This is a genomic window from Flavobacterium sp. CHNK8, assembly GCF_019774515.1.
GTDB classification, from domain to species: Bacteria; Bacteroidota; Bacteroidia; order Flavobacteriales; family Flavobacteriaceae; genus Flavobacterium; species Flavobacterium tiangeerense.
Map to the genome: position 1 here is coordinate 1,697,921 of NZ_CP081492.1, position 20,145 is coordinate 1,718,065.

At 32.4% G+C, this 20,145-nt stretch carries 22 protein-coding genes; 8 read left to right on the forward strand and 14 right to left on the reverse strand.

Annotated features, from left to right (window positions below; genetic code table 11):
- Positions 1–265 precede the first annotated feature (265 nt).
- From K5V07_RS07150 to K5V07_RS07185, 8 genes are all read left to right on the forward strand, one after another.
- Positions 266–1,120, forward strand: a complete 855-nt coding sequence (locus K5V07_RS07150; protein WP_221916942.1) for a S1 RNA-binding domain-containing protein — start codon at positions 266–268, stop codon at positions 1,118–1,120.
- Between the two features lie 723 nt (positions 1,121–1,843).
- On the forward strand, positions 1,844–2,674 hold the full coding sequence (locus K5V07_RS07155) for a 1,4-dihydroxy-2-naphthoyl-CoA synthase (protein WP_086454479.1): 831 nt from the start codon (positions 1,844–1,846) through the stop codon (positions 2,672–2,674).
- Positions 2,662–3,270, forward strand: coding sequence for a PH domain-containing protein (locus tag K5V07_RS07160; protein WP_255577794.1), 609 nt, complete (start codon positions 2,662–2,664; stop codon positions 3,268–3,270). Before K5V07_RS07155 ends, K5V07_RS07160 begins: the two co-directional genes overlap by 13 nt.
- Complete coding sequence (locus K5V07_RS07165; RefSeq protein ID WP_221916943.1) at positions 3,270–4,781, forward strand: PH domain-containing protein; 1,512 nt, start codon at positions 3,270–3,272, stop codon at positions 4,779–4,781. Before K5V07_RS07160 ends, K5V07_RS07165 begins: the two co-directional genes overlap by 1 nt.
- 48 nt (positions 4,782–4,829) lie before the next feature.
- Positions 4,830–5,792 carry a 1,4-dihydroxy-2-naphthoate octaprenyltransferase gene (gene menA / locus K5V07_RS07170; protein WP_221916944.1) on the forward strand — a complete coding sequence of 321 codons (963 nt, stop codon included), beginning with the start codon at positions 4,830–4,832 and terminating at the stop codon, positions 5,790–5,792.
- 30 nt (positions 5,793–5,822) lie between these two features.
- Complete coding sequence (locus tag K5V07_RS07175) at positions 5,823–6,500, forward strand: metal-dependent hydrolase (protein ID WP_221916945.1); 678 nt, start codon at positions 5,823–5,825, stop codon at positions 6,498–6,500.
- A 155-nt stretch (positions 6,501–6,655) separates the two neighbouring features.
- Complete coding sequence (locus K5V07_RS07180) at positions 6,656–7,891, forward strand: tetratricopeptide repeat protein (protein ID WP_255577795.1); 1,236 nt, start codon at positions 6,656–6,658, stop codon at positions 7,889–7,891.
- Between the two features lie 39 nt (positions 7,892–7,930).
- Positions 7,931–8,977, forward strand: a complete 1,047-nt coding sequence (locus K5V07_RS07185; RefSeq protein ID WP_221916946.1) for an o-succinylbenzoate synthase — start codon at positions 7,931–7,933, stop codon at positions 8,975–8,977.
- A 20-nt stretch (positions 8,978–8,997) separates the two neighbouring features.
- On the opposite strand, the gene K5V07_RS07190 is transcribed toward K5V07_RS07185, so the two are convergent.
- The 14 genes from K5V07_RS07190 to K5V07_RS07255 form a co-directional block, all read right to left on the reverse strand.
- A complete protein-coding gene (locus K5V07_RS07190; protein ID WP_144890591.1) occupies positions 8,998–9,474 on the reverse strand; it encodes a nuclear transport factor 2 family protein in 477 nt (158 codons plus the stop codon).
- 251 nt (positions 9,475–9,725) lie between these two features.
- On the reverse strand, positions 9,726–11,759 hold the full coding sequence (locus K5V07_RS07195; RefSeq protein ID WP_221916947.1) for an OmpA family protein: 2,034 nt from the start codon (positions 11,757–11,759) through the stop codon (positions 9,726–9,728).
- 83 nt (positions 11,760–11,842) lie between these two features.
- On the reverse strand, positions 11,843–13,621 hold the full coding sequence (locus K5V07_RS07200; RefSeq protein ID WP_221916948.1) for an Ig-like domain-containing protein: 1,779 nt from the start codon (positions 13,619–13,621) through the stop codon (positions 11,843–11,845).
- A 339-nt stretch (positions 13,622–13,960) separates the two neighbouring features.
- A complete protein-coding gene (locus K5V07_RS07205) occupies positions 13,961–14,311 on the reverse strand; it encodes a hypothetical protein (RefSeq protein ID WP_221916949.1) in 351 nt (116 codons plus the stop codon).
- Between the two features lies 1 nt (position 14,312).
- Positions 14,313–14,660, reverse strand: coding sequence for a hypothetical protein (locus K5V07_RS07210; RefSeq protein WP_182650020.1), 348 nt, complete (start codon positions 14,658–14,660; stop codon positions 14,313–14,315).
- A 48-nt stretch (positions 14,661–14,708) separates the two neighbouring features.
- Positions 14,709–15,035 carry a YtxH domain-containing protein gene (locus K5V07_RS07215; RefSeq protein WP_182650018.1) on the reverse strand — a complete coding sequence of 109 codons (327 nt, stop codon included), beginning with the start codon at positions 15,033–15,035 and terminating at the stop codon, positions 14,709–14,711.
- Positions 15,036–15,066: 31 nt separating this feature from the next.
- The gene (locus K5V07_RS07220; protein ID WP_144890608.1) at positions 15,067–15,219 is read right to left on the reverse strand and encodes a lmo0937 family membrane protein; all 153 of its coding nucleotides are present in this window, start codon (positions 15,217–15,219) and stop codon (positions 15,067–15,069) included.
- Between the two features lie 37 nt (positions 15,220–15,256).
- Positions 15,257–15,409 (reverse strand): lmo0937 family membrane protein, encoded by a 153-nt coding sequence (locus K5V07_RS07225; RefSeq protein WP_140344716.1) that lies wholly within the window; start codon positions 15,407–15,409, stop codon positions 15,257–15,259.
- 24 nt (positions 15,410–15,433) lie between these two features.
- The gene (locus K5V07_RS07230; RefSeq protein ID WP_144890611.1) at positions 15,434–16,057 is read right to left on the reverse strand and encodes a porin family protein; all 624 of its coding nucleotides are present in this window, start codon (positions 16,055–16,057) and stop codon (positions 15,434–15,436) included.
- 341 nt (positions 16,058–16,398) lie between these two features.
- Positions 16,399–16,584 carry a CsbD family protein gene (locus K5V07_RS07235; protein ID WP_144890614.1) on the reverse strand — a complete coding sequence of 62 codons (186 nt, stop codon included), beginning with the start codon at positions 16,582–16,584 and terminating at the stop codon, positions 16,399–16,401.
- A gap of 192 nt (positions 16,585–16,776) precedes the next feature.
- Positions 16,777–17,664 (reverse strand): MlaD family protein, encoded by an 888-nt coding sequence (locus K5V07_RS07240; RefSeq protein ID WP_221916950.1) that lies wholly within the window; start codon positions 17,662–17,664, stop codon positions 16,777–16,779.
- 17 nt (positions 17,665–17,681) lie between these two features.
- Positions 17,682–18,437, reverse strand: coding sequence for an ABC transporter ATP-binding protein (locus K5V07_RS07245; RefSeq protein ID WP_221916951.1), 756 nt, complete (start codon positions 18,435–18,437; stop codon positions 17,682–17,684).
- 1 nt (position 18,438) lies between these two features.
- Positions 18,439–19,230, reverse strand: a complete 792-nt coding sequence (locus tag K5V07_RS07250; RefSeq protein ID WP_144890623.1) for an ABC transporter permease — start codon at positions 19,228–19,230, stop codon at positions 18,439–18,441.
- A 54-nt stretch (positions 19,231–19,284) separates the two neighbouring features.
- A complete protein-coding gene (locus tag K5V07_RS07255) occupies positions 19,285–19,758 on the reverse strand; it encodes a DUF2383 domain-containing protein (RefSeq protein ID WP_182651691.1) in 474 nt (157 codons plus the stop codon).
- Between the last annotated feature and the right edge of the window lie 387 nt (positions 19,759–20,145).

The following is a 20,145-nucleotide window of genomic DNA, read 5'->3' on the forward strand; positions in this document are numbered from 1 at the left end:
CGAGAACATAAACCTCATAAAAAGGTGCTTTTGTTGTTTATGTTATGAAAACGATATTTCCTAATCTAGCCGCGATGGAAGTGAGTATCCCACGCTTTTGGGCGTGGATACTGCGTACAGCGGGACTACACGTCATAAAACAACGAAGGTGGGTGCTCCTAAAAATAAAAAACAATAGCAATTTCCGCATTAGTTTTTTTGTGGACGGTTTCTTAATATCCTACTTTCAAACTTCGTACCTTTGCACTTTACAAAATACAATATAATGATTGAAATAGGAAAATACAATACGCTAACGATATTACGTGATACCAAAGTGGGTTTGTTTTTGGGAAATCCAGAGCAAGATCCTGAGGGAATTCATGACATTTTGCTTCCCAACAAATATGTTCCAAACGAATTTGAGATAGGTGAGGAGTTGATCGTTTTTGTGTATTTGGATCATGAAGAAAGACCAGTTGCTACCACTCTGGAACCCTATATTTTATTGAATGAATTTGCACTTTTGAGAGTGAATTATACCAATCAAATAGGAGCATTTATGGATTGGGGAATGGAAAAGGATATTTTGGTTCCGTTTAAAGAGCAGGCGCGCCCTATGGAAAAAGGAAAACGCTATTTGGTGTACCTTTATATGGATGAAAAAACTAATAGATTAGTCGCTTCTAGTAAATTGAATCAGTTTTTGAAAAATGAAAACCTAACTGTTGAAAAAGGAGAGGAAGTTGATTTGATTGTGTCGCATATTACGGAGTTGGGTATCAACGTGATTATCAACGAAAAGTATAAAGGATTGATGTACAAGGATGAAGTGTATGATGACGCCATTCGAACGGGAGACCGCATGCGTGGTTACATTAAAACAATCAGGCCAGACAATAAAATTGATGTTTCTTTACAAATACAAGGTTATCAAAGTATTGAACCTAATGCCGAAAAAATTCTGGATGAACTGCGCGCAAGCAGAGGTTTCTTGAGGTTAACTGATAATTCTCATCCCGAAGACATTAAAACGGTGTTGAAGATGAGTAAAAAAACGTTTAAAAAAGCAATTGGATCTTTATACAGGGAGCAATTGATTGAAATTAAGGAAGACGGAATTTATTTAGTTAAAGAATAAAAAAAAGAAAGACTAATCTATAAAGGTTAGTCTTTCTCTTTTTAATACTACAATAAAAAAATAGTACAAGTATTAAAATGTAATGATGGTTGAAAGTAACTTTATATGCATGCTCATCAATAGTATTTGTGTACCTATTTTTAAGATGTAACAGCGACATTAGTTGCTTTCGAACTCTTTTATTAATATGTTCAACCCATTGCACTAACGTGAAAAATAGTTTCGCGGTATGACCTTGGTTTTTCTTTAATAGATTAGATTATTTTCTAAAAAATATTTTTAATACTGTTTTGCACAGCAACAACAAGAAAAATAATACTTTGGTTAAACCTCAGGTGCTACTTTATTTTTACTACGACTAAGATTAATGACTTGTTCATAGATTCTTTGCTCTGGAATTCTGAAAAAATAAAGCGAATAATTTCCTTAGAAAAAAGAGCGGTAACATTTTTAATGGTAAACAATACATTCTTTTTTTAGGTTAATAACTCAGTGAAGAATAATTAAGAAAATTAACTTTATATCTTGTAATAAAGATGATTAACTTATTATAAATTTAAAAAATAGTACGCTAATAACCATCAAGAATATCGTTTTTTTTCTGATTTTTAACATTTTAAATCCTTTCATCAGAGAATTATTACCATAAGCTTATTCAAAATAGACTAGATATAATGTAAAAAATGATTTATTTTTACACTGAAATAATTTAAAACAATTACCATGGATTGGATTACTGCCAAAGAGTACGAAGATATCACCTATAAGAAATGTAACGGCGTTGCAAGAATTGCGTTTAACAGACCTGATGTACGCAATGCTTTTCGACCAAAAACTACTGCCGAATTGTACAATGCTTTTTATGATGCACAAGAAGACACCTCAATAGGTGTAGTTTTGTTATCAGCTGAAGGACCATCCTCTAAAGATGGCGTGTATTCTTTTTGCAGTGGTGGTGATCAAAACGCACGTGGCCATCAAGGTTATGTGGGCGATGATGGGCAACATCGATTGAATATTTTAGAAGTACAACGATTAATTCGTTTTATGCCAAAAGTAGTTATTGCTGTAGTGCCAGGATGGGCAGTAGGTGGAGGACACAGTTTACACGTGGTTTGTGATATGACACTTGCAAGTAAAGAGCACGCTATTTTTAAACAAACTGATGCTGATGTAACTAGTTTTGACGGAGGATATGGATCAGCTTATTTGGCTAAAATGGTGGGACAGAAAAAAGCACGCGAGATTTTCTTCCTTGGGCGTAATTATTCGGCTCAAGAAGCTATGGATATGGGTATGGTGAACGCAGTGGTGCCTCATGATGAATTAGAAGCAACAGCTTATGAATGGGCGCAGGAGATTTTGCAAAAATCACCAATGGCTATTAAAATGCTAAAATTTGCTATGAACTTGACTGATGATGGTATGGTGGGTCAACAAGTATTTGCGGGTGAAGCTACTCGATTAGCGTACATGACCGAAGAGGCAAAAGAAGGTAGAAATGCATTCTTAGAAAAAAGAAAGCCAAATTTTGAAAAAAAATGGTTGCCATAAAAAAGTTCCAAGTTTTAGGTTTTCAATTCGAAAACCTAAAACGTTACACTTTAAACCTGAAAGAAAATAAAAAAATGCAAAACTTTTCAAACGAAATAATTGATACCGATTTACTCCCAAAATATGAGGAAGTAATTTTTACAAAATTGCATCCCAAATATATTTTTGTGGTGGCAATCAAGCTTGCTATTTTGATTATTACACTAATTGCAGCTCCTTTTATTTATTTGTATTTTGAACCAGATGGTTTTTCAGGTAGAATATCATTTTTATTAGGTTTAATGTCTCCATTTGTATTGCTGTTTATCGTTTTATTTGCGCTGCTTAGTTTTAGAAAAAAAGGTTTTGCATTTAGAGAACATGACGTTTTGTATCGATATGGAGTTTTGGCAACCAATACAATCATAATTCCTTACAATAGAGTACAACATGTAGCCTTACATGAAGGATTTATACCTGGTTTTTTTGGCTTAGCCGAAATAGAAATATTTACAGCGGGCGGAAGTTCTAGTGACATTCAAATACCCGGAATTGAAAAGGAACAAGCCGAAAATATCAAACAGTTATTGATGGTTAAAATTCAAAAACAACTGTAATGGATGTAAGTTTTAGTGCGCCGCAAAGACAATCTCCAGTGGGAGTGTTGGTGTTGTTTTTTTATGCTTTACAAAAAAATGCTCGCGCTTTCTGGCCGCTAATTGTGGTGTATGCTTTTAAATTCAAGGAGTTAAATATTTTATACCTGGTTACGGGTATTGTGTTGTTTTTACTTTTGATAGGCGTTATATCGTATTTGAAATACCGCAGTTTCACCTTTTTTTTAGATGCTGAAAAAGAGGAATTTATTATTTCTGATGGAATTTTAAACAAAACCAAAACTGCCATACAGTTGGATAAAATTCAACAAGTAAACATCAATCAGTCTTTTATTCAAAAATTAATTGGTGTTTATGAATTGCATGTAGATACGGCTGGAAGTTCCAAAAAAGAGGGTCATATTAAAGCTATTTCTCATGAAGTGGCGTTAGAATTAAAATCGCGTTTACTTGACCAATCGGCTTTAAAAACAAGTCAAGATTTAGATATAAATTCAAACCTTGCTGATAAAGAAGCAGAAGCAACTGAGGCACCTTTTGTGATCATAGGGTTGCTGAGTTTGTTAAAGTTAGGAATTACCTCAAACTACGGTAAAACCATCGGATTAATTATCATTTTTGGAAGTACTATTTATGAAAATTTTAGAAAATTCAGTGAGAGTGATTCCGTGTATCAAGAACAAGTTAATTCTTATGTTGATAAAGGTTTAGCTTCTCAATCTCTTGTAATTGGTTTTGTATTTGTATTAGCAGGTGTATTGGTACTGAATATTGCACGGGTAATTATTCAATATTTTGGGTACACAATTGCACGTCAAAAAAATTCTATGTTATTGTCTTATGGATTATTCAATTCTAAAAGCACCATTCTTAAGCCTGAAAAAGTCCAAATTACAACCATTAAAAGAAATTTTTTCCAAAAAAAGCTCGGTATATTAGAATTAAGAATAAGACAAGCTACCAGCGGTACTGCCGAAGATAGAAAATCTATCATTGAAATTCCAGGATGCAGTGATTTAGAGAGCAGTTCGGTTTTACAATTATTGTATGATCAAATACCTGAAAAAGGTTTAGCCTTGAAGCCTAATTTTAGAGTGTTAGCTGTAGCGTTATTGTTGTATATCCTTATTCCTGTTTTATTGTTCTACGCCATAGGAGCTTGGTTGGAACCCGCTGCATTTGACTTTGTATATTTAGTTCCTGTTTATGTAATTTTTATAGGTTTACTACAGTATTTTAAATTCAAAAATAATAGATTGTTCATTCATGATAATTTTATCATCAAACAAAGTGGTGGTTGGGATATCAGCACGGCAATTATCGAGCCTCATAAAATACAAGCCATTTCCACATCGCAATATTTTTGGCATAAAAAATTAGATCTTGGTTCTGTCATTTTGCACACTGCTGGAGGAACTATTTCATTCCAGATGGGTAATTTTACAATATTAAAAAGTAAAGTAAATTTGTGGTTGTATCGAATGGAAAAGTCCGATAGCAACTGGATGTAAAAGAAAAACTCAATTCATAAGTGATTGAGATTTAAATAAAAAATAATTATGAAACATTGGATTGAGGCCGCGCGTTTACGCACATTGCCATTATCAGTATCAGGAATAATCGTAGGAAGTATGTATGCTCTTGCAAATCCTACCGAGAATATTTTAACACCTACCGAAGTATTTAGTTGGGCCATTTTTGGTTTAGCGCTTTTAACTACTTTAGGACTGCAAGTGCTATCTAATTTTGCTAACGATTATGGTGATGGCGTTAAAGGAACCGATAATGAGGATAGAATAGGGCCTAAACGTGCCATTCAAAGCGGTGTAATTACACCACAGGCCATGAAAAAAGCTATTATCATTACTTCTATAGCCACATTGATAGCTGCTATATTATTAATTTATGTCTCCTTTTCAGATACAAATATTTTTTATTCCCTATTTTTTTTAGTGCTAGGGGTAGCGGCCATTATTTCGGCCATTCGTTACACAGTAGGAAAATCCGCTTATGGCTACCACGGTTTGGGAGATATATTTGTGTTTATTTTCTTTGGATTAGTGAGTACCTTAGGCGTTCATTTTTTATATACTAAACAATTGGATTTCAATTTGTTTTTACCTGCCATTGCAATAGGGTTATTAAGTACCGGTGTTTTGAATTTGAACAACATGCGCGATGAAGCCTCAGACAGAAAATCAAATAAAAATACGATAGTGGTTAAAATAGGTGGAGAAAATGCCAAGAAATACCATTATTTTTTAATTATAACAGCCATGTTGCTTGTTGTAATTTTTGCTGTAATTAGTCAGTACAGACTTGATCAGTATTTATTTATCATCGCATTTATTCCATTATTAAAACATCTAAAAACGGTTTATAACAATAAGAATCACAAAGATCTTGACCCTGAACTTAAAAAATTAGCCTTGAGTACCTTTGCTTTAGCCATCTTATTATCAATATGTATGGTTTCATTCATTCAAGATTTATTTGTAAATTTATTCCTTGGCGGAAGATAATTTAAGAACTAAACTTTTAAAACAATAACAATGAAAATAACATTTTACGGTCACGCATCATTAGGAATAGAAGTTGGTGGCAAACACATACTTGTTGATCCATTTATATCGGCAAATCCTTTAGCAGCACACATCAACATTGAGACGCTAGCAGCGGATTATATTTTATTAACACACGCACACGGAGATCATATTCTTGATGTAGAAGCTATAGCAACAAGAACAAATGCAGTAATTGTATCCAATGCTGAAATTGCAGGATATTATGGCGCAAAAGGTTTTCAATCGCACCCTATGAACCACGGTGGAAGTTGGAAATTTGATTTTGGAAAAGTAAAATATGTAAATGCAATTCACTCCAGCTCTTTTCCAGACGGCTCTTACGGAGGAAATCCAGGAGGTTTTGTCATAGAAGGCGAACATAAAAATATTTATATCGCAGGTGATACGGCACTTACCATGGATATGAAACTCATTCCATTGCGCACAAAACTTGATTTAGCCATTTTACCAATAGGTGATAACTTCACCATGGATGTTGAAGACGCTATCATTGCATCGGATTTTGTGGAATGTGATAAAATTTTAGGATACCATTTTGACACTTTCGGGTATATCGAAATCAATAAAGAAGAGTCCATTCGTAAGTTTTTTAACAAAGGAAAAGATTTAATGTTGCTAGAAATAGGGAACTCTATTGATTTGTAAATTTTTTTAGGAGCTATTTCCTGCTATTCGTTACAATCTTTTACAAAGCCGTAAGCCTTGATGGGCTTACGGCTTTATAAAAGGATTTTCACTGCTTTCAGGGCTAGGAAAATACCATTCATAAGTACTAAACGTAGTCCTAAACACGTTCTAGAATGTCATGTTATCCATTATTTTATTTTACCATGCAATATAAAAAGCTATTTGTTTTTTTTCTGTTCTTACTTTCTTTCCACTCGATTTTTGCTCAACAGGATGGTTATTGGGATAAAACCAGAGCTACATCAGAGGAAATTACGGTTTCAGCACGAGATAGAATTGTTATTAAAACCCAAGATTTTCCTGAGGGAACCACTGAGGTAGTTTTTAGAATTACCCTTTTGGATAAAAATCAGCAATTGGCTGGAAGTTTGGTATCAGTATTAAAATCTATTCCAGATCCCACAGGCATTAGTCAAGGGTCAGCCGGAGCAGTTTTTATTTTGTCTAAAATTTCAGGAGACGATACCTGTAAGTATGCCATATTTACAAGTGCTGATTTAGCAAAACAATACAAAGAAAACGGAAAAACAGATACTGCCTGTTTGGTTCAAAACACACCAATAAGCAAAGATGCCAAACGACTTTCAACTGATAAATCGGCTTGTATGCAAAGCAACAAGGGAAACTTGTGGTTTGGTTTTGAAAGTAAAAACTGGATTATGAACCAGAAAATAATACTTGAAGTTGTTCCCTGGGTTAATAAAAAGTTAAGTCGTGGCTGGACAATTGAAAACAGAAAGTCTATTATTGATCAATGTAAAACATCAAACTTGGCTCAAAAAATGAGTAATTCTGATGATTTTTGTGTTTGTATATTGGATAAAATTCAACCTAAATACACCTTTTCCGAGTTTCAAAAATTGTTAGCTGTAGAGCGTGCAAAAGCGTATAAAGATTTTGGAAATAGTTGTTTTGGTGAAAGCAACCTTTCGACTGCTGTTTATGAAGACTTAAGAAAACAAGCTACTGGATTAGCAAAACAAGGCAAACATGGTGAAGCCATACAAAAAATGACTACTATTATCAATGATGGAAAAGCTTCAGCGCTGGATTATAATAATCTAGGATACAGTTATCTGGTGACAAAACAATATGCAAAGGCATTGAAATTTTTAAAAGAAGGCCAAAAAAAGGATGAAACAGAATTGTTAATTCAGCTTAATTTGGCGCATGCGTATTTGTTAAACGAAAATTTTTCATTGGCCAAAGCCATTTATAAACAATACCAAACTCAAAATGTAACGGATAGTTTGAGTTGGACACAAAAAATTAAGCAAGATTTTGAAGCTTTTAAAAAAGCTGGAATCGTGTCTAATGATTTTGAAAAAGTTTTAAAAATAGTAGATTAAATCAATCAAGATCTTCATTTACACCAATAAAAATATATTTTGAAAGCAACTTATCACAAATACATTCTTAATTTTAAACGTCCATCTGGTACATCACGAGGTGTAATGAACGATAAAGAAACTTGGTTTATAGTATTAGAACAAGACGGCAAAAAAGGAATTGGTGAGTGTGGTATTTTACGTGGTTTAAGTATAGATGATAGACCTGATTATGAAGAAAAAATAAAGTGGACCTGCGAAAACATTCACTTAGGAAAGGTAAAACTATGGGAAGCTTTATTAGAATTTCCTTCCATTCAGTTTGGTGTAGAAATGGCTTTTCAATCGCTAGAGAGTCATCATCCGTTCTTGTTATTCCCATCTGAATTTACAGCTGGTAAAAAGGCAATGGTTATTAATGGACTTGTTTGGATGGGCGAGGAGCAGTTCATGAAAAAGCAAATAGAAGAGAAGCTGGCAGATGGTTTTAAATGTATTAAACTTAAAATAGGAGCCATAGATTTTGATGCAGAACTTCAATTGCTTAAGTTTATAAGAGATCATTTTACACCTGAGCAAATAGAAATTCGGGTTGATGCTAATGGTGCATTTGGGGTAGAAAACGCTTTAGATAAGTTATTACAACTTCATGAATTTAAGATACATAGTATTGAACAGCCAATTCAAAAAAATCAAATTAAAAATATGGCAGAGCTGTGTGAGAAAACTCCATTTCCTATAGCGCTAGATGAAGAGTTGATAGGAGTTTTTTTGAAAGAGGATAAAGAGCAATTGTTACTTCAAATAAAACCACAATACATTATTTTAAAACCAAGTTTTATAGGCGGTTTTAAAGGCACGCAAGAGTGGATTGACCTGGCTGAGAAGCACCAAATAGGGTGGTGGATTACCTCTGCACTAGAGAGTAATATCGGATTAAACGCCATAGCACAATGGACATTTAAGAAAAATAATGCCATGCCACAAGGATTAGGAACTGGAGCTTTGTACACTAATAATTTTGATTGTCCGCTTGATGCTACAAATGGTCATTTATGGTATAAACTTACAACTGATTGGGACTTTGACTTTTCAAAATTGTTGTAATAATTAAAAAGTAAATGTCACTATTTTGTATTTTTAGAAATATACTTTTGAAGTGATTCTTGAGCTTGATTCTGAATTTTTCCCTGAAAAAATCCGGTCCATCCCAATAAAAATCCTGTAATACCAAAGGCTTGCTTAGACCATTTATAGAGGTCAAAATCATCTGTATGCTTTATAATTAAACCGTCTTTAAATTGAAATTGGGCAATAATTTTGTTGATTACAGTTCTATTTGTTTTGGTAAATAAATAGGTAGCTTGCCAGTGCGCTGATCCAGTGAACTCATTTGCTTTGCAATCAGAAAAAATCACTTTTAAATTTCCGTTGCTTCGTTCTAAAAGCATTTTCCACATTTGGCAAACATCATTTTCTTTTAATAAACCAAAAACTGGATCGCGAAATTCAATTTTAGAATGATAGCATTCACACATTGTTGAGGCATCGGCATTAGCAAAAGCAGTATAAAACTTAATTATTGTTTTTTCGTTTGGTGTCATAGCTACAAAAATTTAATAGTAAAAATAATAATTTTATGTTATACTTTAGTTGTTAAAATAGGAATATAGAAAAATGAAATACTTTTAATGTATAATTTGAATTGCTTAATTCAATATACAAAGCGCCATTCAGGATTGATATTGTAATTTCATTTTATAAAAATAAATTTTTATGTAAAAAAAAGAGGACAGACTGTTAAGTTTCTGTCCTCTTTTTGGAATTAATAAATGGTATTCTGTATTACTTAGTTTTATTTGACAGCTGGAATGATATCAATTATTACTGTACGATTGTAAAAACGTTCTTCGGGAGTTTTATTGTCAAAAGGTGCGTTATTTTCGTTTTCACCATAACCAGAAACGTCAAATTTCACATCGCTTCTACCAGCTTTACTCAAGCTATTTTGAAGTATGGTTTTTACATCATTGGCGCGAGCTAAAGACAATTCTTGATTGTAAGCCACCTCACCAATAACATCTGTATGACCCTTGATAATTACTGTTGCACCAATAGGAATTTTAGGTGTAACTATTTCAGTAAGATATTTATCATAGATTGATATCGCTTTAGATGTGTTAAATTCATAGATGATGCTGTATCTGGTACCTTCTTCCATTTTTGCAGGAGTCCAAAGAACCATGTGAACGGGAGTTTCTTTCTCTATAATTTTACCACTTTTAGTTTGACCAATCATTTTTATTTTATAATCACCTTCGGGACGTGTACCTAAAATCATTTTTCCTGGTATGCTTACCTCATCTTGAGTATAAGGCCCAAAAGGCTGTGTTTTTCCCTGTTCATCAGTTATTTGTAAGGACCATGAAGACAATGCTTCACCAGCTCCTTTATTATTAAAAGTAACATAACTATCAACTGGTGCTTCTTGCGATGCAATAATCTGTACTGGTTTTAATGGTGCATCAGGACCACTTTGAAATTCCATCAATAAATCAGGGGAATTACTTTCTATAGAAACTCTACGATCTCCTTCACGAAGTAACACTAGTTCTAATGTTCCTCCAGGTTGTTCTGATGGGATATTTGGTTTACTTTGACCTTTAGTAGTAATTCTAGAGGCGTCTATTGCAAATATATTTACCAAATACGTTTTAACAGATTCAGCCATTGCGAGACCATCTGTATTGTCATTATTTGATGAACCAACTAACATGATTGTTGATGAAGGATTTTTTTGCATACGATCGCCCAGTATGTTCAGCACGTTGTAATAAACCGTCATTTGTCGTTTTGAACGATCTGACAAATTTTTTGGAGCAAAAGTTTCTAATTGGTCTTCTTTGAAGTCTTTCACTTGGTTTTTCGTTAATTCAACATAACGATTTGGAATTTGTGTAGACCCTTCATTAAAGAAAACATAATTTCTAAGGGGGAAAATTTCAGTCATTCTTCTTTCTCCAGGAACATTGATAGGAGAATTTACGGAAAACTGTACTTCAGGATCTTTAAATAAATCTGTTGCTTCTTGAATCTCTTTTCCTTGTCCAAATTTAAGCGCAACACCAGCTCTAATAGTTGTTATATTCCAAGTTTCTGTAGCACGTGGATTTTGACCAAAATAAGGTTGGAACGAAACAAAAGGGGATAATACAAACTGTGTTTTGTTACGATCCGATGAAAGTGGAATATCATAACCAGCGCCAATTTGCATGGACAAAATGGTTTCTTCAATTTCACTAAATTCACCCGTTACAGCAGCAGAAGGAGCTTGATCAGGGAAAGCTGGATTAATTCCTAATTGATAGGTGAATGATTTGTCTAGATTGAATGCTAATCTTGGACCTCCATAAAGGTAAAAATTAGATTTAAACGGCGCAAAACGTACGCTAGGTTCTACAGTAATATAACTAAGATCAGTTTTTAAATCAGCTGGACAGTCACATGCAGTAAGGACTTGGTCAAAAGAACCTTTACGGCTATCAAATCCGGCTTGCAACATAAATCCCCATCTTGAGGTAGCAGGACGATATTCTAAAAGTGGTGCAATAAAAAGCCCTGTGCCATTTCCTTCATGAAAAGTAGCAGGAGGAGTAAAGCTTGCATTCAGTTGATTGGTTGAGCCTTCATAAAAATTGAAATTGGCTCCACCAGCTACACCGAAATACCAAGAAGGAGTAGTATATCTAATAGATTGAACTTCTTGTGCTTGAACTGTTGTTTGAGCACCTAACCATGTCAAAGAGACTACTAAAAGTCTTTTAATTGAGAGGTTAGTAGGAGACCAAGAATTACTTGGTCCCATTTTTAAATTATTAATATTGTACATGATATATTTTTTTAATTAATTTTTAATGCATCTATCCTTAGTGAGATATATTAGTTTGATTCTAAATTATGTATCGTTTAGGCTTAGTTATTCGGTACGTTAATAGTTGTATTTACCATAGTAACCGAAGCTACTAATGAAATTGCTCTACCATTTAAAACTGTTAAAAACGGATTTGTACTATTAGCAGGAGATGACAAAGTCACACCAGAGTTGGCAATAATATTTCCTACCATAACTCCACCACCAGCGTAATTAATAACTGCTGCAGTTCCTACATACCAATACACATTATTAGGATTACCTACGCCGTTTAAGAAAGTTACACTACTTGGCATTGAATCACCTACTGTTAAAGAGGATGGTGCTTGAAAATACCATTTTGCATTCGGATCTCCATTAGCATTTAAGGTAAGATTTCCGTTGGTTATACTAAAAGAGCTTGAAGCAGTGTAAATACCAGGAGCTAATGTTAATCCTCCTAATTCACCAGCACCAGGATTAGCAACACCTCCAGGCATAGAAGCAGGTGAAATACTGTTGTAGAGATCTCTCGCTGCGTTTAATCCAGCTAATGCTGTTGCTGCTTTCGTAGCATTTCCAGGAGCTGGAGCATCTGTAAATATACCATCAGTAACAATTCCATTATTTAATGGAGTTACGGTATATACATCACCACTTGTACCATCAGTAAAACCAGTTATTAACGTTGATGCAGCGGTTGTTCCTATTGCACCATCAACTACTGTTAATAATCCTTGATTTGTTATTCCTGCGTTTCCTCCAAAAACTCCAAAGAACAAACCACTTGTTATAACAGGAGGTGTTACTACAACATTTGAGGTTGTGAAATTCCAAACATAGTTACTAGCTAATGGAATACCGGCTGAACTTTTAGCACCAGTTGTTATTGTTGCTGTATAAATAAGTCCAGGATTAAGAGCATTTACTGGATTAAATGAAGCAGTAGTACCACCAGTATACAGTACAACGCCTGGAATTACTGTAGTCCCTTGTCTTAAAGTAAAAGTGGTTGTATTAATAGTTAGCGGATCCATAGCAATGCTAAAGTTTGCAGTAAGTGTTTTGTTTAAATCAACTCCTATAGCGTTATTAAATGGATCAGTAGATGTAACTGTTGGAACAGGAACAGTTGTAAAATTCCATACGTAATCAGCAGCTAGTGGTGTTCCTTGTGAACTTTTAGCACCTGATGTTATAGTAACCGTATAAACAGAATTAACGGTTAAAGGATTTGTAGGTACAAAAGAAACCGTTGATCCAGAATAAGTAATTGCACCTGCAATTGAGTTCGTACCCTGTTTAACTGTAAATGTTGAATTATTTATTGTCAAAGGATCCATTGGAACACTAAAAGTTGCAGTTATTGTTTTATTAAGAGCAACGTTAATTTGATTGTTTGTAGGATCAGTAGTATTTACAACAGGAACAATAATCATTCCAGTAGAAAATGTCCACAAATAATCTGTTTGAAGAGCATTACCCATTACATCTTTTACTCCAGTTGTAATCCTACCAGTATAGGTAGTATTAGGACTTAGAGGGTTAGCAGGAGTAAACCTTGCTGTTCTTCCGCTGTACGTGATTGCACCAGAAACTACCGTGCCATCTGCTTTTGAAATAATTAAAGTAGAGGAGTTGATAGTTGAAGCATTTATCTCTTCATTGAAAGTGACTGAGATAATTTGATTAAAAGGTACGCTTAGCGCTAAATTATTAGGAACGGTAGATTCTACAACTGGGCAAACACCTACTGTTTCTACAAAATCGTCTTCAGCACAACTAGAAATTAATGCAATAAACAGTATTGCAAAGAGTAATAGTAAATTTTTAGTTTTCATTTTTTTCATTTTTAAGGATTAAGTATTCTACATAACAAAGGTTGTTATGTTATTGGCTTAAAGAGTTATATAATTAAATAATGAAGTAGTAAGATTAACTTATATTTACACATTTTTGAAGCATCAAAATGAGCTAAGGCAGTATAGAATGTTGTGATTGTATTACGGTATCTATTATGGTTTTGGATTTAGAAAAGATATTGTATTTGTTATTATATAAGGGTGTTTGATTTTTAAATACAAATAGAAAACCTATTGTACAATTTGATGCAATAAAAAAGAGGATAGCTTTTTGGGCTATCCTCTAATGAATTTTTAAATCTTTATAAAAAGTTTCTATCAAGATTGCTTCTCTTGAGTAAAAGTCTCAGCTTTTTTACTTACAAAGTTAGTTATTGCAAATTGTAAAATAGTACCAAGAACCTTTGTGATTGGATTATGGGAAGAACCTAATAATACTTTTTTTGATAAGTATCCTGATGCAATACCAATAACACTGTTAAGAATATTTCCTTTAAACTCGGAAGTTTTTGTTAACTGTCCAAAAGCATTTTTTATAAGGTTTACAGGTTGTAAACTTTCATAAGTTACATGATATTGGTCTTTAAGTTGTACAAGTTCTAAAGCTTGTTTTTCTTTCAATAATTGAATAGCTTCTTTTAGCATCTCTGATTCAGTACTCTTTTTCATATTAACTATTTTTAAGCATTTTGACAATTATAAAATTACTAATAGGCATTTTTATCCATTTGTCTTTAAAGTAGTATAGTAAAAGTGCTAGTGCTAGATAGAAGGCACCAACAATAAAAAAACCAAAGTATAGTTGTCCTACAAGCTCGCCTACCCAAAGAGAGAGACCAATGTTTGAAAGAAAAACAAACATCGCAAAAACAACAGAAATTGCCATTCTAGAGATTAGTGATGAAACCACGTCAGCAGTTTTGTCAATCGCATTAAGTTTAGCTAACTCTATTGAAGTTTTAGTATAATTCTCTGCTCTTTCAAAAAGCATTTCTATTGATGATGCATTGTTTTCCATTTTCCTGAAATTTATATCAAAATTAATTTTTTAAAGAAGTAATACAAATTATATTGAATTAATATCCTTTTTTACTTCGTTAAAAGATGCTTTACCTTGAGCTAAAAGATCTTCTCCATCATGTTTAACTTCATTCATTTTAGATTTGCCCTCAGCAACAAGTTTCTCACCTTCTGCCCAAATTTTTTCATATTTTTGAGTAATAGTACCCAAAATGTTGTCCAATTTGTATTTCAATTCGTCAGCATAATCATTGCTTTTGTCAGCAATTTTTTTTCTTGTGTTATCACCTTTATCTGGTGCAAATAAAACTCCTAATAATGCTCCTACGGCTACTCCGCCTAAAACTCCTAATATTATTTTATCTGATTTCATAATGCAAATTTTTAAAGTTATAATTATTAATTTATACGTTTCTACCTGAAATGAGCCTAAATAATATTGCTATTACAGCAATTACCAATAAGACATGAATTATTGAACCTACGCTAAAAGCAAAGAATCCGATTGCCCAAAAAATTACCAAAATGACTGCTATTGTATATAGAAGATTACTCATATTTTATAGTTTTAATGATTAGAATTAGTATTGAATATTATATTTTTCTACCAGAAATTAATCTGAATAGAATAGCTATTACCGCTAGAACAAGAAGAATGTGAATGATGGATCCAACACTGTATGCAAAAAAACCGATTGCCCAAAAAATCACTAAAATAACTGCTATTGTGTAAAGAAGATTGCTCATGATAAATATGTTTAATGTTAATTATTAGTTTAGTCTAAGACCTACGTATGCGCTAAATACACTGTTTTTAGCATCTGAAGATGTAAAACTATCATCTTTACCAATCTTAGTTAATCCGTAATTGTAGCGCACTCCAAAATTTACTGCATCTAAATCAAAACCTAAACCTCCTGAAATACCAGCGTCAAATTTATTGAAATCATCAGTATTTAATGTACGAACTGATGAACCAAGATTAGAATCATTAGTTGTTTTACCGCTAACCATGTATGCTAAATATGGACCTACTTGTACATTGAAATTATCAGTTAAATTAGCAACAAGTAAAATAGGTACTTCTATATAATTGATATTGAATTTTGCTGTTCCATTTACTCCAAAACTGTTGTACACTAATTCAGATCCTTTTGTAGTGTAGCTAATTTCAGGTTGAATTGCGATACTATTTGTAATTGGGAATTTAGCATATAAACCTGCATTAAAACCTGTTAATACATTATTGTCATCAACAGTATCTGTGTATAAGTTTGAAAAGTTAAGACCTCCTTTAAAACCAAAAGCTGGAGTTTTTTCTTGTGCCTGGATTCCTGTGAAAGATAATAATCCTAATGTTATTGATGCGAAAATTAATTTTTTAGACTTTTTCATTGTTTATTTTTTTTATTGATTTATATATTACAAAGGTCATTAATTAACACAGTTTAGTTGTTACATTACTTTTAGTGAATGTTTCAAGATTCACACTTTAGTAATTACAGGTTATAAATTTAATAATTAACACATTGATAAACAGTATTTAAGCAAAAAAAATGCAAGTTTTTACAACTTGCATTTTATAATATATTGTGTATTTTAAAATTAACGAAACAAAAAAATCAATTTTAGTCTCTTGTATTCTAGTCACATTTATTTTGATTAAAAAGGATTTTATAAATTACAGTTTTAGTTAAACCTAATTTTATATCCTGTAAGTAAGAGATAAAAAAAAACTATAAGGATTGAAAAATAACAATAAGTTCCTCTCTAGTTTTTCCTAGTTTGTCTTGGTATTTCTTTAGCATTTCTTCTTTCTTAGATTCTGAAAATAATGACTTGTTGCTAGTTAAAGCAACAAATTTTTCTTTTAATTTCTCCTTCTGCTGTTCCCAGTTCCCCTCTAAATCATTTGAATTCATAATTTTGGTTATTAATAGTGAAATAATCTTCACCCTCCAAAGTTCCCAAAATTCTAACTAATTAAATTATATAACTATGGCTATTTGTTGTGATTTTCACTGATTTTTAAAATAACCTTTAGACTTTACAGTATTTTATTCAAAATAGTTTTAGACTTCTAAAAATAGCTTGGATATAATAAAACAATAGTATTATTTGTTGATAGAATCATTTTTTTGATCTATTTTCAAAGCTTTTTTCATTTCGGCTTCTTCAATTTCTTGTGCTTCCTCGAGTTTTTTATCTTCTTCTTTTTTCTTCTTATTGAAAAAACCTCTCAATAAAAAATTATGTTTTGCTGCCTCAATTACTTCATTTAAGCCTTTTGTAGCTGTTTTTACATTGGTTAAAGAAGAATCTATTGAATTCCCCATTCGCTCGTTACTTATAAGTTTTGATAGAGCCCCTTTACCATTGTTCATACTAGTAGTAAAAGTTTTAAACTCTAATGCGCTTGCTTCTAAACTAGTTACCATGTTGTCCACGCTATTACCGAATTTTTTATCTGAAACCAGTTTAGATAATGCTCCATCACCATTATTCATACTTGAGCTAAATTGCGCTAGCTCAGCAGTTATCAGTCCGGCATTATCTACACTTTTCTTAACACTCACCATCAGGTCATCCATTTCAATGGCTTTTTTAGATCTAATATAATCCTGATCATTAATCAATATAGTAGATTTCTTTCCTGAAGTTATTGTCAAGACTTTATCGCCCATTAAACCATCCGAATTGATACTTGCCACGGCATCTTTCTTGATGTATTTACGAACTTCATCTTTGATAACCATTTTAATAACAACCGAAGTATCATTAAGGAATTCAATATCTTCAACAGTTCCAATATTTATACCTGATAATCGAACGTTGTTGCCTACTGCAAGACCGTTTACTGAATTAAATTTTGAATACAACTCAATAGTTGATCCAAATAAGTTTTTTTGTTTGCCTACAAAATAGATGGTACCTACAAATAAAAACAATCCAACTATAACAAACATTCCTAATTTCCATTGGTATCCTGACTCTTTAACCATGATTTTTAATTTTTAATTTAAATAAAAAATGAACGAACCCATTCATCTTCACTTTTTTCTAGCTCATCATATGTTCCTTCAACATGTATTACACCATCTTTTAAAATTACAATTCTATCAGATGTAAGTCTTGCACAGGGCATATCATGCGTTATAATTATTGATGATGTTTTATTTTTTTGTCGAAGTTCTAAGATGAGTTCACTTATTTCTCTTGAGGTAATGGTATCAAGTCCTGTTGTGGGTTCGTCATACAGAATAATCTCTGGTTTAAGAATCAACGTTCTTGCAAGTCCTATTCGTTTGCGCATTCCTCCAGATAATTCAGAGGGCATTTTGTCTATGGCCTCCTTCAATCCCACGCTTTCGAGTACTTCAAAAACGTGTTCATTAATTGCATCACCTGATAATGTGGTATCATGTCTTCTCAATGTAAAAGAAAGATTTTCTCGAACACTCATAGAATCATATAAAGCAGCATTTTGAAAAAGAAATCCAATGCGTGTTCTAATTTTGTTTAGTTCATCGATTTCTAATGAATTGATTTCTTTGTTGAACACAGTAATAATGCCGTCGTCTATTTTAATTAGTCCAACGATACATTTAATAGTAATTGATTTTCCTGAACCGGATTTACCTAGAACTACCAGGTTTTCTCCTTTGTTTAAGTTAAATGTTACTCCTTTTAAAACTTCATTTGTACCAAATGATTTGTGTAAGTCTTTGATTTCAATTACCGGATTACTATTTTGAAGTGTGTAATTTTTTTCCATATTAAAAAAATAAATCAGTTACTTGTACCGCAATCATATCAATTATAAAAATGGTTAATGAGGCCGTAACTACCGCAGAATTTGCTGCTTTACCTACACTTTCAGTTCCATTTTCAGCATTATATCCTTTATAGCAACCAATCATTCCTATAAAATATCCAAAGAAAAAAGTTTTTATAGTTGCGGGAAAAATATCTAAAAATGTTATGGATTCAATCACTTGTGATAAATAGCGGACTACATTTACATCGCCGTGAATATTAATCCCCATGTAACCTCCAACTATTCCTATTCCATCAGCATAAATTACAAGTAATGGAATCATTAATGTAGTTGCCATAATTCTAGTTACTACTAAATATTTGAATGGGTTGATAGCTGAAACTTCCATGGCATCAATTTGCTCTGTTACTTTCATTGAGCCTAATTCAGCTCCAATTCCTGAAGCTACTTTACCAGCGCAAATTAAAGCAGTAATAACAGGAGCAATTTCCCTAATTAAAGACAGTGCCACCATGCTAGGCAACCAAGATTCGGCTCCAAATTCTGCCAAAGTTGGTCTCGATTGTAAAGTAAGAACCAACCCCATTATGAAACCAGTAATAGTTACCAGTGGTAAAGATTTATATCCTATTAAGTAACATTGTTTGAGCAGCTCCTTGAATTCATAAGGAGGCCTAATGGCTTCTTTAAAAAAACGAATAGCAAACTCGGTAGCTCTGCCAACTTCAATAAAACTTTGATTGAGATAAGTTCCCAATCGTTCTTTTTGTATCGTTAATGTTTGGTTCATTCCTCTATTTTTAAATTTAATCTGAATTATATTTTTAAAAAATACAATTACCTTTTAAAAACTCATACTTGATTTTGCTATCATACTATCTCCCAAATCTTTAATTTTGTCATGTTGATTTGTTAGTAATATTTGTTGCTGTTGTAAAATTTTATTCAGCTTTTTTGGAATAAAATCAGTGTTGTTCGTCAATGAGTTTTTATATACTTTGAGTATTTCAAACTCAGAATATTCCAATCTGTTTAGAATTTCTTCTTTGTCTTTTATGAGAAAGTTTATTTTTAAATTTCCCCAAATTTTATCAATTAAAGTATGATTTCTAGCATTTTCTTTTGGGGCACCATTTATTTTACTCAGTTCAAATATCAAATCTTCATTAAACAAATTGCTTGTTTTTTCAAACTCATTGAATAATTGCACTAAGTCATTTTCATTAAATCCCTTTTTTGCATTTTGATACGCTATTACCCTATCTTTATGAGATGCTATTAAATTGTTTAATACATCAACTGATTTTTTAATATTCATATCTTATGATTTTGATTGTGCTATTTATGTTTCAGGCTGGGCATTAGAGGGTGTTTAAAATACTACCACATTTCAATAAATTTCTCTTTGCAAAATTCATATAAATAACCATAAACCTTGTTACACAACTTTACAGAAAAGTTGCAATATTTACGGATAAGATATATTCTAAATGAGGGTAAAAAAAATGATACTTCAAGTTTACTTTGTGGGAGAATGTTTTATTTAATTTGTAAAAAAAAGGCTGTTGTTTCCAACAGCCCAAACCAAACAAAACTCAACCTATTTTTGATAATTTCACTTTATAAAAAAGGAATTTATAATTTCTATTTAAGTAAATTTCACTTTACTCGTATTTATAAAAACTGTATTTCTTTGTGTATAATT

Bases quoted from the DNA above. Each gene is read 5' to 3' on its own strand.
- K5V07_RS07150 (WP_221916942.1), top strand. From the start codon at position 266: ATGATTGAAATAGGAAAATACAATACGCTAACGATATTACGTGATACC.
- K5V07_RS07155 (WP_086454479.1), top strand. From the start codon at position 1,844: ATGGATTGGATTACTGCCAAAGAGTACGAAGATATCACCTATAAGAAA.
- K5V07_RS07160 (WP_255577794.1), top strand. From the start codon at position 2,662: ATGGTTGCCATAAAAAAGTTCCAAGTTTTAGGTTTTCAATTCGAAAAC.
- K5V07_RS07165 (WP_221916943.1), top strand. From the start codon at position 3,270: ATGGATGTAAGTTTTAGTGCGCCGCAAAGACAATCTCCAGTGGGAGTG.
- menA (WP_221916944.1), top strand. From the start codon at position 4,830: ATGAAACATTGGATTGAGGCCGCGCGTTTACGCACATTGCCATTATCA.
- K5V07_RS07175 (WP_221916945.1), top strand. From the start codon at position 5,823: ATGAAAATAACATTTTACGGTCACGCATCATTAGGAATAGAAGTTGGT.
- K5V07_RS07180 (WP_255577795.1), top strand. From the start codon at position 6,656: ATGTCATGTTATCCATTATTTTATTTTACCATGCAATATAAAAAGCTA.
- K5V07_RS07190 (WP_144890591.1), bottom strand. From the start codon at position 9,474: ATGACACCAAACGAAAAAACAATAATTAAGTTTTATACTGCTTTTGCT.
- K5V07_RS07195 (WP_221916947.1), bottom strand. From the start codon at position 11,759: ATGTACAATATTAATAATTTAAAAATGGGACCAAGTAATTCTTGGTCT.
- K5V07_RS07200 (WP_221916948.1), bottom strand. From the start codon at position 13,621: ATGAAAACTAAAAATTTACTATTACTCTTTGCAATACTGTTTATTGCA.
- K5V07_RS07205 (WP_221916949.1), bottom strand. From the start codon at position 14,311: ATGAAAAAGAGTACTGAATCAGAGATGCTAAAAGAAGCTATTCAATTA.
- K5V07_RS07210 (WP_182650020.1), bottom strand. From the start codon at position 14,660: ATGGAAAACAATGCATCATCAATAGAAATGCTTTTTGAAAGAGCAGAG.
- K5V07_RS07215 (WP_182650018.1), bottom strand. From the start codon at position 15,035: ATGAAATCAGATAAAATAATATTAGGAGTTTTAGGCGGAGTAGCCGTA.
- K5V07_RS07220 (WP_144890608.1), bottom strand. From the start codon at position 15,219: ATGAGTAATCTTCTATATACAATAGCAGTCATTTTGGTAATTTTTTGG.
- K5V07_RS07225 (WP_140344716.1), bottom strand. From the start codon at position 15,409: ATGAGCAATCTTCTTTACACAATAGCAGTTATTTTAGTGATTTTTTGG.
- K5V07_RS07230 (WP_144890611.1), bottom strand. From the start codon at position 16,057: ATGAAAAAGTCTAAAAAATTAATTTTCGCATCAATAACATTAGGATTA.
- K5V07_RS07235 (WP_144890614.1), bottom strand. From the start codon at position 16,584: ATGAATTCAAATGATTTAGAGGGGAACTGGGAACAGCAGAAGGAGAAA.
- K5V07_RS07240 (WP_221916950.1), bottom strand. From the start codon at position 17,664: ATGGTTAAAGAGTCAGGATACCAATGGAAATTAGGAATGTTTGTTATA.
- K5V07_RS07245 (WP_221916951.1), bottom strand. From the start codon at position 18,437: ATGGAAAAAAATTACACACTTCAAAATAGTAATCCGGTAATTGAAATC.
- K5V07_RS07250 (WP_144890623.1), bottom strand. From the start codon at position 19,230: ATGAACCAAACATTAACGATACAAAAAGAACGATTGGGAACTTATCTC.
- K5V07_RS07255 (WP_182651691.1), bottom strand. From the start codon at position 19,758: ATGAATATTAAAAAATCAGTTGATGTATTAAACAATTTAATAGCATCT.